Here is a 14,787-nt window from a genome sequence, read left to right as displayed (position 1 = left end):
CACGCGCTGTGCGCGGTATAGTTATTCTTTCCGATTATTAATTGCTCCGGTGTTATGGTTGAAATCACGTCCACAGAAATGACCCCACCTACCGACGATTCGCGAGAATTCCGCCCGATGCGCGGTATCAGTAACCGCCATCTGCAGACGATGCTGCCGCGTTTAATTCGCCGCAAGGTGAAGTTCGACGCCCATTGGCAGCGTCTGGAATTACCCGACGGTGATTTCGTCGATCTGGCGTGGAGTGAAGATCCGCAACAGGCGAAACACAAACCGCGCCTGGTGGTTTTTCACGGTCTGGAAGGCAGTCTGAACAGCCCCTACGCACATGGCCTGATTGAAGCAGCACAAAAGCGCGGCTGGCTGGGCGTGGTTATGCATTTTCGCGGTTGCAGCGGCGAACCCAATCGTCTGAACCGCATTTATCACTCCGGTGAAACAGAAGATGGCACCTGGTTTTTACACTGGCTGGAGCGTGAGTTCGGTCGCGTACCGACCGCGGCGGTAGGTTATTCACTCGGTGGAAACATGCTGGCTTGCCTGCTGGCAAAAGAAGGCAACGATATTCCGATAGATGCGGCGGTTATCGTTTCTGCACCTTTCGTGCTCGAAGCCTGTAGCTACCATATGGACAAGGGCTTCTCCCGGGTCTACCAGCGCTACCTGCTCAATCTGTTGAAAGCCAATGCCTCACGGAAGCTTGAAGCTTATCCAGGTTCGTTGCCGGTGAGTCTGGCCCAGTTGAAATCTTTACGCCGCATTCGCGATTTTGACGATCTAATCACCGCCAAAATCCACGGTTTCGCCGATGCTATAGACTATTACCGCCAGTGCAGCGCCATGCCGTTGCTCAATCGGATAGCCAAACCAACGCTGATTATCCATGCGAAAGACGATCCGTTTATGGATCATCATGTGATCCCGAAACCGGAAAATCTGCCCTCACAGGTGGAGTACCAGCTTACTGAACACGGCGGCCACGTCGGATTTATAGGTGGCACGGTGCGCCGTCCTGTGATGTGGCTGGAATCAAGAATCCCGGACTGGCTGACAACGTATCTGGAGGCATCATCATGATTATCCCCTGGCAAGATATCTCCCCGGACGCGCTGGACAATTTGATTGAAAGCTTTGTCTTGCGCGAAGGCACCGATTATGGTGAACATGAACGCTCGCTCGAACAAAAAGTCGCCGACGTCAAACGCCAACTACAATCAGGTGAAGCCGTGCTGGTGTGGTCTGAACTGCATGAAACGGTCAACATTATGCCGAGGAAGCAGATTCACGAGTAATCCGTAGCCGCCGGCCGACTTTACTATAATTACAACCATTTCATGGAGTTGTTATGTCTGCCAAACATCCGGTGATTGCGGTAACAGGATCCAGCGGCGCGGGGACCACCACCACCAGCCTCGCGTTTCGTAAAATTTTCGCGCAGTTAAATCTGCGCGCCGCCGAGGTGGAAGGTGACAGTTTTCATCGCTATACCCGTCCGGAAATGGACATGGCGATTCGCAAAGCGCGCGATGCCGGGCGGCATATCAGCTATTTTGGCCCCGAAGCTAATGACTTCGGCTTGCTGGAACAAACCTTCATCGAATACGGTCAGACGGGCAAAGGCCAGTCGCGAAAATATCTGCACACTTACGATGAGGCCGTACCGTGGAACCAGGTTCCGGGGACATTCACGCCCTGGCAGCCGCTGCCTGAACCGACGGATGTACTGTTCTACGAAGGGCTGCACGGCGGTGTTGTCACCCCGCAGCAAAACGTGGCCCGGCATGTCGATCTGCTGGTTGGCGTGGTACCTATCGTAAACCTGGAATGGATCCAGAAGCTGACCCGCGATACCAGCGAGCGTGGACATTCGCGTGAAGCGGTGATGGACTCGGTGGTGCGTTCAATGGACGATTACATCAATTACATCACGCCGCAGTTTTCCCGGACGCATATTAACTTCCAGCGCGTACCGACCGTCGATACCTCCAACCCCTTTGCCGCTAAGAGCATTCCATCACTGGATGAAAGCTTTGTCGTGATTCATTTTCGTAACCTGGAAGGGATCGACTTCCCGTGGTTACTGGCCATGTTGCAGGGATCATTCATTTCCCATATCAATACGTTAGTCGTACCTGGCGGCAAGATGGGTCTGGCGATGGAATTGATTATGCTGCCGCTGGTACAGCGACTGATGGAAGGTAAGAAGATAGAGTGATGTGGTCTTTTGCCGGATGGCGGCTGATGCCTTATCCGGCCTACGTGTTTATATCCTGTAGGCCTGATAAGTGAAACGCCATCAGGCATGACATCACGCAGCAGCAACCACTTCATAGGAATGGGTAATATTCACTGCCTTTTCCAGCATCAACGCCACGGAGCAGTATTTTTCCGCTGAAAGATCGACGGCGCGGGAGACTGACGCATCTTTCAGATCGTTACCCGTTACGATGAAATGCAGGTTGATGTGGGTAAACAGGCGCGGCGCTTCATCACGACGCTCTGAAGTCAGTTTCACTTCGCAGTTGGTCACATCCTGACGACCCTTTTGCAGGATCGATACCACATCAATTGCGCTACAACCGCCGGCAGCCATTAATACCATTTCCATCGGGCTCGGCGCTTTATCACCGGAGTTACCGTCCATCAAAATTTGGTGGCCAGAGGCGGACTCACCGAGGAAGGTTAACCCCTCAACCCACTTTACACGCGCTTGCATATTTCGTAACTCCAATGTTTCAATTTTCCTGACAGATTACGCGCACATAACAATTCTCGCAACGGAAGGCGACCTGCGTCATGCTGAAGCGAGACACCAGGAGACACACGGCGAAAGCTATGCTAAAACAGACGGGATGCTACAGTAATACATTGACGTACTGCATGTATGCAGAGGACATCACATTACAGGCTGCAGTATATTTTTGACAGCCCCTTTCCCAGGTAGCGGGAAGCATATTTTTGCAAACCCAGAGGCAGCGTCGTTTTCTGGCTCTGGAGACAGCTTATAACAGAGGATAACCGCGCATGGTGCTTGGCAAACCGCAAACAGACCCGACTCTCGAATGGTTCTTGTCTCATTGCCATATTCATAAGTACCCATCGAAGAGCACGCTGATTCACCAGGGTGAAAAAGCGGAAACGTTGTATTACATCGTTAAAGGCTCCGTGGCAGTGCTGATCAAAGATGAAGAAGGGAAAGAAATGATCCTTTCTTATCTGAATCAGGGCGATTTTATTGGTGAATTAGGCCTCTTCGAAGAAGGTCAGGAACGTAGCGCCTGGGTACGTGCCAAAACCGCATGTGAAGTCGCTGAAATTTCCTACAAAAAATTTCGCCAATTAATCCAGGTCAACCCGGATATTCTGATGCGCCTGTCTTCTCAGATGGCTCGTCGTCTGCAGGTCACGTCTGAAAAAGTGGGCAACCTTGCCTTCCTCGACGTAACCGGTCGTATCGCGCAGACTCTGCTGAATCTGGCGAAACAGCCTGATGCGATGACCCACCCGGACGGCATGCAGATTAAAATCACCCGTCAGGAAATCGGCCAGATCGTTGGCTGCTCCCGTGAGACCGTCGGTCGTATTCTGAAGATGCTGGAAGATCAGAACCTGATCTCCGCACACGGTAAGACCATCGTCGTCTACGGCACGCGTTAACCCCATCGAAGTGGCGCGTTACCCAGTAATGCGCCACTTTTGTTTACTCCGATGTGGCGAAGACTGATATACCACCCAGAGATCAACTACGCACTACGACAAACGCTGGTGCTATGTTTACCTGTGGCTGTTGGTCTGATCATCGGTCAGCTTCATTTGGGGCTTCTCTTTTCCCTCGTCCCTGCCTGCTGCAACATTGCCGGTCTTGATACCCCGCACAAGCGCTTTTTCAAACGCTTAGTCATTGGTGCATCGCTGTTTGCCGGGTGCAGCTTGATCATGCAGCTACTGCTTGCGCAAACTATACCGCTACCATTGATCCTCACCGGCCTGACGCTCATTCTTGGCGTAACCGCCGAGCTAAGCCCCTTGCATGCGCGATTACTGCCAGCCTCGCTTATCGCGGCGATTTTCACGCTCAGCCTGGCCGGGAATATGCCCGTCTGGGAGCCGCTGCTGATCTACGCGCTGGGCACGTTATGGTATGGCCTGTTCAACTGGTTCTGGTTCTGGATGTGGCGCGAGCAACCGCTCCGCGAATCGCTCAGCTTGCTGTACCGTGAATTAGCCGATTACTGTGAAGCCAAGTACAGCATGCTGACCCAGCATGCCGACCCAGAAAAAGCGCTGCCTCCCCTGCTGGTTCGCCAACAAAAGGCGGTGGATCTGATTACCCAGTGCTATCAGCAAATGCATATGCTGTCGGCACATCACAACAACGAATACAAACGCCTGCTGCGTGCCTTTCAGGAGGCGCTGGATTTACAGGAGCATATTTCCGTTAGCCTCCACCAGCCAGAAGAAGTGCAAAAACTGGTTGAGCGTAGCCACGCGGAGCAGGTAATTCGCTGGAACGCGCGAACCGTCGCCGAACGCCTTCGGGTACTGGCCGATGATATTTTGTATCACCGCTTGCCGACCCGTTTCTCGATGGAAAAGCAGATTGGCACGCTGGAGAAAATCGCCAGGCAGCATCCGGACAATCCGGTGGGGCAATTTTGCTACTGGCACTTCAGCCGTATTGCCCGCGTGCTACGGACCCAGCGCCCGCTGTATGCCCGTGACTTAATGGCTGACAAGCAGCGTCGGTTGCCACTGATCCCTGCCCTGAAAAACTACCTGTCGTTGAAATCCCCAGCGCTGCGCAATGCCGGACGCATCAGCGTTATGTTGAGTATCGCCAGCCTGATGGGCAGCGCTTTACACCTGCCAAAGCCTTACTGGATTTTGATGACAGTCCTGTTTGTTACGCAAAATGGCTACGGGGCGACCCGGGTGCGCATCTTACACCGTTCCGTAGGTACGCTCGTTGGACTGGTTATTGCCGGCGTCACATTGCACTTTCATATTCCCGAAGGTTTCACGCTGGCGGCCATGCTGCTGATCACCCTGGTGAGCTATCTGATCATCCGTAAAAACTACGGCTGGGCTACCGTCGGTTTTACGGTAACGGCGGTATACACCCTGCAACTACTGACGCTGAATGGGGAAGAGTTTATCGTGCCGCGGTTTGTCGATACGGTCATTGGCTGCTTAATCGCCTTTGGCGGCACGCTCTGGCTGTGGCCACAGTGGCAGAGCGGTCTGCTGCGTAAGAACGCCCACGATGCGTTAGAAGCCGACCAGGAGGCAATTCGTCTGATCCTCAGCAACGATCCACAGGCCACGCCGCTGGCGTATCAACGCATGCGCGTCAACCAGACGCAAAACACGCTGTTCAACTCGCTGAACCAGGCAATGCAGGAGCCGGGATTTAACTCGCACTACCTTGCAGACATGAAACTGTGGGTCACGCACAGCCAGTTCATCGTTGAACACATCAACGCGATGACCACGCTGGCAAGGGAACATACGATGCTGACGCCGGATTTGGCGCAGCGGTATCTGGAGTCCTGCGAAATTGCGCTCCAGCGCTGTCAGCAGCGGCTGGAATATGATGGGCCGGGAAGCTCGGGAGATGTGAATATTCTCGAAGCGCCAGAGATGCTGTCCCATGGTCCGTTAAGCACCCTTGAGCAGCATCTGCAGCGGGTTCTTGGGCATCTGAACACCATGCATACCATTTCGTCGGTAGCATGGCGTCAGCGACCGCACCACGGGATCTGGCTGAGCCGCCGACTACGGGACATGAAAGGTTAAGAGATTTGCCGGATGCGCTACGCTTATCCGGCCTACGAATCACAGCTTACCCTGTACGCCATCCGGCAATCAGCCCACCACCTTCGCTACCGCCTGCGCGAAACGTTGCATTCCTTCATCGATATCCGCCTGCTCCACTACCAGCGACGGCGCGAAACGCATCACGTCCGGCCCGGCGTTCAGCACCATCACCCCTTCGTGCGCGGCGGCATAGAGGAAATCGCGCGCCCGGCCTTTAAACTGCGGTTTCAGCTCGGCGCCAATCAGCAGCCCCATGCCGCGAATATCGCTGAAAATATCGAACTGTTGATCAATCTTGTGCAAATGCTGGACAAACGCCTGACGCCGGGCCTGAATGCCTCCCAGCACGTCCGGCGTGTTGATGATATCAAACGCTGCTCCCGCTACCGCGCAGGCCAGCGGGTTACCGCCGTAGGTGGAGCCGTGCGAACCCACGTGGAACGCGGAGGCAATCTCCTGAGTGGTCAACACCGCGCTTACAGGGAAGCCGCCACCGAGCGCCTTCGCGCTGGTGAGGATATCCGGCGTCACGCCGTAGTGCATATAGGCAAACAAATCGCCGGTACGCCCCATTCCACTCTGCACTTCATCAAATACCAACAGCGCCTGGTGCTGGTCACAAAGTTCACGCAAACCTTGCAGGAATTCCGGCGTAGCCGCAGTGACGCCACCCTCTCCCTGAATAGGCTCAACGACCACCGCGCAGGTGTGATCGTCCATCACCGCTTTGACCGCATGCAGATCGTTAAACGGGACATGGATGATATCCGCCGGTTTTGGCCCAAAGCCGTCGGAGTATTTCGGCTGCCCACCAACGGACACGGTAAACAGCGAACGGCCGTGAAACGCATTATGGAAGGCAATGATTTTGGTTTTGAACGGACTATGACGCACGCAGGCATAATGGCGCGCCAGCTTAAAGGCGGTTTCGTTGGCTTCGGTACCGGAGTTCATGAACAACACACGCTCGGCGAAGGTCGCATCAATGATTTTACGGCCTAAGCGCAACGCCGGTTCGTTGGTGAAAACGTTGCTGGTATGCCACAGAGTTTCGCCCTGGGTTTTTAACGCCTCAACCAGTGCCGGATGGCAATGCCCTAACGCGGTCACTGCAATGCCGCCCGCGAAATCAACATACTCTTTGCCCTGTTGATCCCACACTCGACTCCCTTTTCCTTTTACCGGGATAAACTCAGCCGGTGCATAAATCGGCAGAATCACTTCATCGAATGTCGCGCGCGTAATTGCAGTTTGTTCAGTTGCCATGTCATTACCACCCTGTTAAGCAGAAACGCCAGTGAAATTATAATCACAAAATATGAATAAAAAATCACTGAATAGCAACTACAAATCAGCGATTGAGAAAATTAGCCAGCAGCTGATGCCCCTGTTCGCTGAGAATACTCTCCGGGTGAAACTGTACCCCTTCCATATCCCACTCGCGGTGACGAATGCCCATTATCTCCTGCGTTTCACTCCAGGCTGTCACCTCAAAGCACTCAGGAAGCGTCTCAGGGGCAACCACCAGAGAGTGGTAGCGCGTTACCGTTAATGGGTTGGCGAGTCCCTGAAAAACGCCCTGCCCGTTATGGGTAATCGGCGAGGTTTTACCGTGCATCACTTTAGCCGCCCGAACCACACTCGCGCCAAAGGCCTGCGCCATCGCCTGGTGGCCAAGACAAACACCCAACAAGGGGAGCTTACCGGCGAAATGACGAATAACATCCAGTGAGATACCGGCGTCATCCGGCGTGCATGGCCCAGGGGAAATCACGATTTTTTGCGGGTTCAGCGCGTCGATTTGCGCCAGCGTCAGCTCGTCGTTGCGCCGGACAAGGACATCAGCGCCCAGTTCGCAGAAGTATTGGTACAGGTTCCAGGTAAAAGAATCATAGTTATCAATAAGCAGGATCATGGCGGCTCCGGTACATAAGAACCGCGCTATTCTACTCAGTTTCCGGGGCTTCGCTTACCACTTTACGAAATATCGCCCGCAGTGCAGACAGGTCACCCATCGCCCCGCTCTGATTAGCCTGATTCCACTCCTCAACCGGAATGCCATCCCAGCTCAGCATATACCCGGCATGAATCGCTAACTGTTCGAAGAAAATACGCTGCGCCAGGCCACTGCCAATGCGAAACGGATGCAGCACATTGATTTCGCAATAATAGTGGGCAAGACGATCGACAAACTTGTCTTCCGGTATTCCCACCAGCCAGGACTCATCTTCCAGGTTCTGCATCAGCGCATTGCCCTCTTTCTCGATATAGGCGAAGTGGCAAAAGCGAGTATCGCCCTGGTAAATATCGACTTCACGCAGGTGTCCCGCCCAGTCAAAAATATCCCGATACAGCTGGCGATGAATGGCGCACAGGTGCGGTAAGCCCCGTTTAAGCGGCCCCAATTCGATAGTCGCCGCACGCAGTGCTGTCAGTTCATAAGCCGCCTGCGCTAAACGCTGCGCCTGATGAATCCCCAGACGGTTACGCATGACATTCAGGCCCGGATATAAATACGGGTCGCGACCATCACCGAATTTATCGCTCATAGTGCCTCCTCAGCTCTTCAAGACGCGCCAGGGCGTCTTCAGCACTCAGAGTAACCCGTGGAATATCTACGCCTTCCAGCCGTCGGCTGGCCTGGAAATTGGCGTTTCGCCGTTGTTCCCACAGCCTGGACTTTTGTTTATCGGTGAGTTTTTTCACGTGACCTCCCTGAATGAGCCGACACTTGCCACAAGTATAAGCAGCAATTTCGGGTTACGCAGAGAGAGGGGTGAACGCGGGCAAGAACTACCCGCGCAAGATACGATTACGGCAGGACTTTAGCAGAAAGGATAACAATCGGTTTTGACGGGACATTCTGGTATGGACCGACATCATGGGTCTGTACCTGAGAGATCTTATCCGCGACATCCATACCTTTCACAACTTTACCGAAAACAGCGTAGCCAAAGTCGCGCTGGCCGTGATCGAGGAAAGCGTTATCTGCAATGTTGATAAAGAACTGGCTGGTCGCGCTGTCTTTATCCGCTGTACGCGCCATAGCAATCGTGCCGCGAGTGTTACGCAGTCCGTTATCGGCTTCATTCTTGATTGGCGGGTTAGGTTTCTTCTGCTGCATCTGCTCGGTAAAACCGCCGCCCTGCACCATGAAGCCTGGGATCACACGGTGGAACGTGGTGTTGTTATAGAAACCACTGTTGACATAATCGACAAAGTTTTGCACTGAAACCGGGGCTTTCTGACTGTTCAGCTCCAGCTCAATGTTACCAGCAGAGGTTGTCAGCAGAACATGTGGATCACCTTTTGCTGCCAGTGCTGCGGGAGAGAGAGCAGAAAGAGCGAGAACAGCTGCAACAGCCGCCAGAGTCGATTTGAGCATGAGAATTCCTTAACAAGAGCAGAAATGAAGCAAGTGAATTGATTCTAAAGAGCCTTCAAGGACAAGGCCATCCCTTTACTTAATTTTACGTACCTGAAACAAATGTAACCTCATGGCTGCAAGTATCAATGTGATCAAGATCACATAGAAAAATGTAACGCACCAAGTTATTACCAATAAATATTTAAATGCGTCACTAAAGCGCCTAAAATCTGCCCGCTCACGGCGCAGTCAATGCGCCTTACACTTCTATACAGGCCAGTCATGACTAACAGCAATCGCATCAAGCTCACATGGATTAGCTTTCTCTCCTACGCCCTGACAGGTGCGTTGGTAATTGTCACCGGGATGGTGATGGGAAACATCGCAGATTACTTCCATTTGCCCGTTTCCAGCATGAGTAACACCTTCACCTTCCTGAATGCCGGCATTCTGATCTCTATCTTTCTGAATGCATGGTTAATGGAAATCGTGCCACTGAAAACCCAGTTGCGCTTCGGCTTTATCCTGATGGTACTGGCCGTTGCCGGACTGATGTTCAGCCATAGCCTGGCCTTGTTCTCCGCCGCCATGTTTGTATTGGGCCTGGTAAGCGGTATCACCATGTCGATTGGTACGTTCCTGGTAACTCAAATGTACGAAGGTCGTCAGCGCGGTTCCCGCCTGCTGTTTACTGACTCCTTCTTCAGCATGGCCGGTATGATTTTCCCAATGGTTGCCGCGTTCCTGTTAGCGCGCAGCATCGAATGGTATTGGGTCTATGCCTGCATCGGCCTCGTATACGTCGCCATTTTCCTGCTGACCTTCGGTTGTGAATTCCCGGCACTGGGTAAACACGCTCAGCAGTCAGACGCGCCGGTAGTAAAAGAAAAATGGGGGATTGGCGTGCTGTTTCTGGCGATCGCTGCACTGTGCTACATCCTTGGTCAGCTGGGTTTTATCTCCTGGGTCCCGGAGTACGCCAAAAGCCTGGGCATGAGCCTGAACGATGCGGGTAAACTGGTCAGCGACTTCTGGATGTCTTACATGGTTGGCATGTGGGCATTTAGCTTTATTCTGCGTTTCTTCGATTTGCAGCGCATCCTGACCGTACTGGCGGGTCTGGCTACCGTCCTGATGTATCTGTTTATCACCGGTACGCCAGAGCATATGCCGTGGTTTATTATGACGCTGGGCTTCTTCTCCAGTGCGATTTATACCACCATCATTACCCTTGGCTCCCAGCAGACGAAGGTCGCCTCACCCAAACTGGTTAACTTCGTTCTGACCTGCGGCACCATCGGCACCATGCTCACTTTCGTCGTCACCGGCCCTATCGTGGCACACAGCGGCCCTCAGGCGGCATTGCAAACAGCTAACGGCTTGTATGCGGTTGTATTCGTGATGTGCTTTATTCTTGGGTTTGTCACGCGCCATCGCCAGCATAACGCCCCAGCAACGCATTAATCTCACCGCCGGATGGTATCCACATCATCCGGCACATTCTCACCCTCCTCTTCTTTCATTGGTCATGTAGGCCAATTCTTACAAAAACCCCTTAATTTGTACGCTATTTATACAAACACGAAAACCCAAATAATTCCGTCACTTATAAAAATGCTGACAAATCAGTTATATACCTCTTAAGGAGTATATAAGGGCGAATTTGATTTGTATCAATAAGCGCGGTAGCTGAATCGTTAAGGTAGGCAGTAATAGAAAAGAAATCGAGGCAAAAATGAGCAAAGTCAGACTCGCTATTATCGGTAATGGTATGGTCGGCCATCGCTTTATTGAGGATCTTCTTGATAAATCCGACGCTGCCAATTTTGATATTACCGTCTTCTGTGAAGAACCCCGCAAAGCGTACGACCGTGTACACCTGTCTTCCTACTTCTCCCACCACACCGCCGAAGAGCTTTCTCTGGTGCGTGAAGGATTCTACGAGAAGCACGGTGTTAAGGTGTTAGTGGGCGAGCGCGCAATTACCATTAACCGCCAGGAGAAGGTGATCCACTCCAGCGCAGGTCGTACGGTTTACTACGATAAGCTGATCATGGCGACGGGCTCTTACCCGTGGATCCCACCGATTAAAGGTTCGGAAACCCAGGACTGCTTCGTTTACCGCACCATCGAAGACCTCAACGCGATTGAGTCTTGCGCGCGACGCAGCAAACGCGGTGCTGTTGTCGGCGGTGGTCTGCTGGGCCTGGAAGCCGCCGGTGCGCTGAAAAGCCTCGGCATTGAAACCCACGTGATTGAATTTGCCCCAATGCTGATGGCTGAACAGCTGGATCATATGGGTGGCGAGCAGTTACGTCGCAAAATTGAAAGCATGGGCGTGCGTGTGCACACCAGCAAAAACACCAAAGAGATCGTTCAGGAAGGCACCGAAGCGCGCAAAACCATGCGTTTTGCCGACGGTAGCGAACTGGAAGTCGATTTCATCGTCTTCTCTACCGGTATTCGTCCACGCGACAAACTGGCCACCCAGTGCGGCCTGGACGTCGCGCCACGCGGCGGTATCGTCATTAACGACACCTGCCAGACATCTGACCCGGACATCTATGCCATCGGCGAATGCGCCAGTTGGAACAACCGCGTGTATGGTCTGGTCGCTCCAGGCTATAAAATGGCGCAGGTTGCCGTTGACCATATTCTCGAAACCGAAAACGCCTTTGAAGGCGCGGACCTGAGCGCCAAGCTGAAGCTGCTCGGCGTTGACGTCGGCGGTATTGGCGACGCGCATGCGCGCACGCCGGGCGCCCGTAGCTACGTCTATCTCGACGAAAGCAAAGAAGTCTACAAACGCCTGATCGTTAGCGAAGATAACAAAACCCTGCTCGGCGCGGTTCTGGTGGGCGACACCAGCGATTACGGCAATCTGCTGCAACTGGTGCTGAACGCCATCGAACTGCCGGAAAATCCGGATTCACTGATTCTGCCAGCACACGCGGGCAGCGGTAAGCCGTCTATCGGTGTCGATAAACTGCCGGACAGCGCGCAGATTTGCTCCTGTTTTGACGTCACCAAAGGCATGCTGGTTGCCGCTATCAACAAGGGCTGCCATACCGTTGCGGCGCTGAAAGCAGAAACCAAAGCCGGGACCGGCTGCGGCGGGTGTATCCCGCTGGTAACGCAGGTTCTGAACGCCGAACTGGCGAAACAGGGTATCGAAGTTAACAACAATCTGTGTGAACACTTCCCGTACTCACGTCAGGAACTGTTCCATCTCATCCGCGTAGAAGGCATCAAAACCTTCGAAGAGCTGCTGGCAAAACACGGGAAAGGTTACGGCTGTGAAGTATGTAAACCTACCGTAGGTTCCCTGCTGGCTTCCTGCTGGAATGAGTACATCCTCAAACCGCAGCACACGCCGTTGCAGGACACCAACGACAACTTCCTGGCGAACATCCAGAAAGACGGTACTTACTCCGTGATCCCGCGCTCTGCGGGTGGCGAAATTACCCCTGAAGGCCTGGTAGCTGTGGGCCGTATCGCGCGTGAATTTAACCTGTACACCAAAATTACCGGTTCTCAGCGTATCGGCTTGTTCGGCGCGCAGAAAGATGACCTGCCGGAAATCTGGCGTCAGCTGATTGAAGCCGGTTTTGAAACCGGTCACGCGTATGCCAAAGCGCTGCGTATGGCGAAAACCTGCGTAGGCAGCACCTGGTGCCGTTACGGCGTCGGCGATAGCGTGGGCTTCGGCGTGGAGCTGGAAAATCGCTACAAAGGCATTCGTACCCCGCACAAAATGAAGTTCGGCGTCTCCGGCTGTACCCGTGAATGTGCGGAAGCTCAGGGTAAAGACGTGGGTATCATCGCCACTGAGAAAGGCTGGAACCTGTACGTTTGCGGTAACGGCGGGATGAAACCTCGTCATGCAGACCTGCTGGCAGCGGATATCGATCGCGAAACGCTGCTCAAGTACCTTGACCGTTTCATGATGTTCTACATCCGTACTGCCGACAAACTGACCCGTACCGCACCGTGGTTAGACAATCTGGAAGGCGGTATTGAGTATCTGAAGTCCGTCATCATCGACGACAAGTTGGGTCTGAACCAGCATCTTGAAGAAGAGATGGCCCGTCTGCGTGAAGCAGTGGTGTGTGAGTGGACAGAAACCGTTAACACCCCATCCGCGCAGGTTCGCTTCAAACACTTTATCAACAGCGAAAAACGCGATCCGAATGTCCAGGTTGTGCCTGAACGTGAACAACATCGTCCGGCCACGCCTTATGAGCGTATCCCGGTGACTCTGGTGGAGGAAAACGCATGAGCCAGTGGAAAAACATCTGCAAAATCGATGACATTCTGCCTGCAACAGGCGTCTGTGCCCTGTTAGGTAACGAGCAGGTTGCGATTTTCCGCCCGTATCACAGCGACCAGGTGTTTGCGATCAGCAACATCGACCCGTTCTTTGAGTCCAGCGTGCTTTCTCGTGGGCTGATTGCTGAACATCAGGGCGAATTGTGGGTTGCCAGCCCGCTGAAAAAACAGCGTTTTCGCTTAAGCGACGGTCTGTGCATGGAAGACGAACAGTTCTCCGTGAAACATTACGAAGCGCGAGTGAAAGACGGCACGGTGCAACTGCGCGGTTAATTAATTTTGGGAGGCGCAACGCCTCCCCTTTTTTGACGTATTTGTAGGTCTTTTATTAGTAGGCCTGATAAGCGTAGCGCCATCAGGCAATTGCACAAGCACATTGCCGGATGGCGGCATAAATGCCTTATCCGGCCTACGGTTACGATTTCTTTTTATTGTTTGTACTTCAAGGATAATCAACACATGTTCACAGACACTATCAATAAGTGTGCGGCTAACGCTGCGCGCATCGCACGCCTGTCGGCTAATAACCCGCTCGGATTCTGGATCAGTTCGGCAATGGCGGGAGCCTATGTGGGTCTCGGCATCATTCTTATTTTCACCCTCGGTAATCTGCTCGACCCGTCCGTTCGTCCTCTTGTGATGGGTGCAACCTTTGGTATCGCCTTAACGCTGGTCATTATTGCCGGTTCGGAACTGTTTACCGGTCACACCATGTTTCTGACGCTCGGCGTCAAAGCAGGCACCATCAGCCACGGTCAGATGTGGGCAATCCTGCCAAAAACCTGGCTGGGTAACCTGGTCGGTTCCGTGTTTGTCGCTCTGCTTTACAGCTGGGGTGGCGGTAGCCTGCTGCCGGTCGATACCAGCATCGTCCATTCGGTTGCTCTGGCGAAAACGACCGCGCCTGCAATGGTTTTGTTCTTTAAAGGCGCACTGTGTAACTGGTTGGTTTGTCTGGCAATCTGGATGGCAATCCGTACCGAAGGCGCGGCAAAATTCCTCGCTATCTGGTGGTGTCTGCTGGCGTTTATCGCTTCCGGCTACGAGCACTCCGTTGCCAACATGACGCTGTTTGCCCTCTCCTGGTTCGGCCATCACAGCGAAGCCTATACCCTGTCAGGAATTGGTCATAACCTGCTGTGGGTGACACTCGGTAATACTTTGTCCGGTGTCGTATTCATGGGATTAGGTTATTGGTATGCTACGCCAAAATCGGAGCGTCCGGCTCCGGCAAAAATCAATCAGCCAGAGGCTGCTGCCAATAATTAAGGGGT

At 53.3% G+C, this 14,787-nt stretch carries 14 protein-coding genes and 1 pseudogene; 9 read left to right on the top strand and 6 right to left on the bottom strand.

The window, feature by feature from the left end:
• Positions 1-8 precede the first annotated feature (8 nt).
• From LY264_RS01880 to LY264_RS01870, 3 genes and pseudogenes are all read left to right on the top strand, one after another.
• Positions 9-1,077, top strand: a pseudogene (locus LY264_RS01880) (hydrolase).
• Positions 1,074-1,292, top strand: a complete 219-nt coding sequence (locus LY264_RS01875; protein ID WP_003023615.1) for a YheU family protein — start codon at positions 1,074-1,076, stop codon at positions 1,290-1,292. Before LY264_RS01880 ends, LY264_RS01875 begins: the two are co-directional and overlap by 4 nt.
• Positions 1,293-1,345: 53 nt before the next feature.
• The gene (locus LY264_RS01870; RefSeq protein ID WP_003827751.1) at positions 1,346-2,215 is read left to right on the top strand and encodes a phosphoribulokinase; all 870 of its coding nucleotides are present in this window, start codon (positions 1,346-1,348) and stop codon (positions 2,213-2,215) included.
• A gap of 93 nt (positions 2,216-2,308) precedes the next feature.
• Here the strand turns inward: LY264_RS01870 and LY264_RS01865 are convergent, their stop codons facing one another.
• The gene (locus LY264_RS01865) at positions 2,309-2,716 is read right to left on the bottom strand and encodes an OsmC family protein (protein ID WP_003827750.1); all 408 of its coding nucleotides are present in this window, start codon (positions 2,714-2,716) and stop codon (positions 2,309-2,311) included.
• Positions 2,717-3,024: 308 nt separating this feature from the next.
• Between LY264_RS01865 and crp the strand changes: the two genes are divergently transcribed.
• Together crp and LY264_RS01855 are read left to right on the top strand one after the other, a co-directional pair.
• On the top strand, positions 3,025-3,657 hold the full coding sequence (crp, locus tag LY264_RS01860) for a cAMP-activated global transcriptional regulator CRP (RefSeq protein WP_000242758.1): 633 nt from the start codon (positions 3,025-3,027) through the stop codon (positions 3,655-3,657).
• Positions 3,658-3,708: 51 nt separating this feature from the next.
• The gene (locus tag LY264_RS01855; RefSeq protein ID WP_008786302.1) at positions 3,709-5,796 is read left to right on the top strand and encodes a YccS/YhfK family putative transporter; all 2,088 of its coding nucleotides are present in this window, start codon (positions 3,709-3,711) and stop codon (positions 5,794-5,796) included.
• Between the two features lie 69 nt (positions 5,797-5,865).
• On the opposite strand, the gene argD is transcribed toward LY264_RS01855, so the two are convergent.
• The 5 genes from argD to ppiA all read right to left on the bottom strand — a co-directional run bounded on the left by argD (position 5,866) and on the right by ppiA (position 9,202).
• A complete protein-coding gene (gene argD, locus LY264_RS01850) occupies positions 5,866-7,083 on the bottom strand; it encodes a bifunctional acetylornithine/succinyldiaminopimelate transaminase (RefSeq protein WP_008786303.1) in 1,218 nt (405 codons plus the stop codon).
• An 85-nt stretch (positions 7,084-7,168) separates the two neighbouring features.
• A complete protein-coding gene (gene pabA, locus LY264_RS01845) occupies positions 7,169-7,732 on the bottom strand; it encodes an aminodeoxychorismate synthase component 2 (RefSeq protein WP_048227393.1) in 564 nt (187 codons plus the stop codon).
• A gap of 31 nt (positions 7,733-7,763) precedes the next feature.
• Positions 7,764-8,366, bottom strand: coding sequence for a putative adenosine monophosphate-protein transferase Fic (locus tag LY264_RS01840; protein ID WP_048227394.1), 603 nt, complete (start codon positions 8,364-8,366; stop codon positions 7,764-7,766).
• Entirely contained in the window at positions 8,356-8,523 is a 168-nt protein-coding gene (locus LY264_RS01835; protein ID WP_003827708.1) for a YhfG family protein, read from the bottom strand. Before LY264_RS01835 ends, LY264_RS01840 begins: the two co-directional genes overlap by 11 nt.
• A 106-nt stretch (positions 8,524-8,629) precedes the next feature.
• Positions 8,630-9,202, bottom strand: a complete 573-nt coding sequence (gene ppiA / locus LY264_RS01830) for a peptidylprolyl isomerase A (RefSeq protein WP_003023595.1) — start codon at positions 9,200-9,202, stop codon at positions 8,630-8,632.
• 264 nt (positions 9,203-9,466) lie between these two features.
• On the opposite strand from ppiA, the gene tsgA reads away from it, so the two are divergent.
• The 4 genes from tsgA to nirC all read left to right on the top strand — a co-directional run bounded on the left by tsgA (position 9,467) and on the right by nirC (position 14,782).
• Entirely contained in the window at positions 9,467-10,648 is a 1,182-nt protein-coding gene (gene tsgA / locus LY264_RS01825; protein ID WP_032945197.1) for an MFS transporter TsgA, read from the top strand.
• A 271-nt stretch (positions 10,649-10,919) separates the two neighbouring features.
• Positions 10,920-13,463 carry an NADPH-nitrite reductase large subunit gene (nirB, locus tag LY264_RS01820; RefSeq protein ID WP_048227395.1) on the top strand — a complete coding sequence of 848 codons (2,544 nt, stop codon included), beginning with the start codon at positions 10,920-10,922 and terminating at the stop codon, positions 13,461-13,463.
• Entirely contained in the window at positions 13,460-13,786 is a 327-nt protein-coding gene (gene nirD, locus LY264_RS01815; protein WP_003023590.1) for a nitrite reductase small subunit NirD, read from the top strand. Before nirB ends, nirD begins: the two co-directional genes overlap by 4 nt.
• 186 nt (positions 13,787-13,972) lie before the next feature.
• Complete coding sequence (gene nirC / locus LY264_RS01810) at positions 13,973-14,782, top strand: nitrite transporter NirC (RefSeq protein WP_008786308.1); 810 nt, start codon at positions 13,973-13,975, stop codon at positions 14,780-14,782.
• The last annotated feature ends 5 nt before the right edge of the window (positions 14,783-14,787 follow it).

This window comes from Citrobacter portucalensis (assembly GCF_023374935.1).
Taxonomy (GTDB): domain Bacteria; phylum Pseudomonadota; class Gammaproteobacteria; order Enterobacterales; family Enterobacteriaceae; genus Citrobacter; species Citrobacter portucalensis.
Note: the sequence above shows the minus strand (reverse complement) of the source record. Positions and strands in the feature narration are given on the sequence as shown.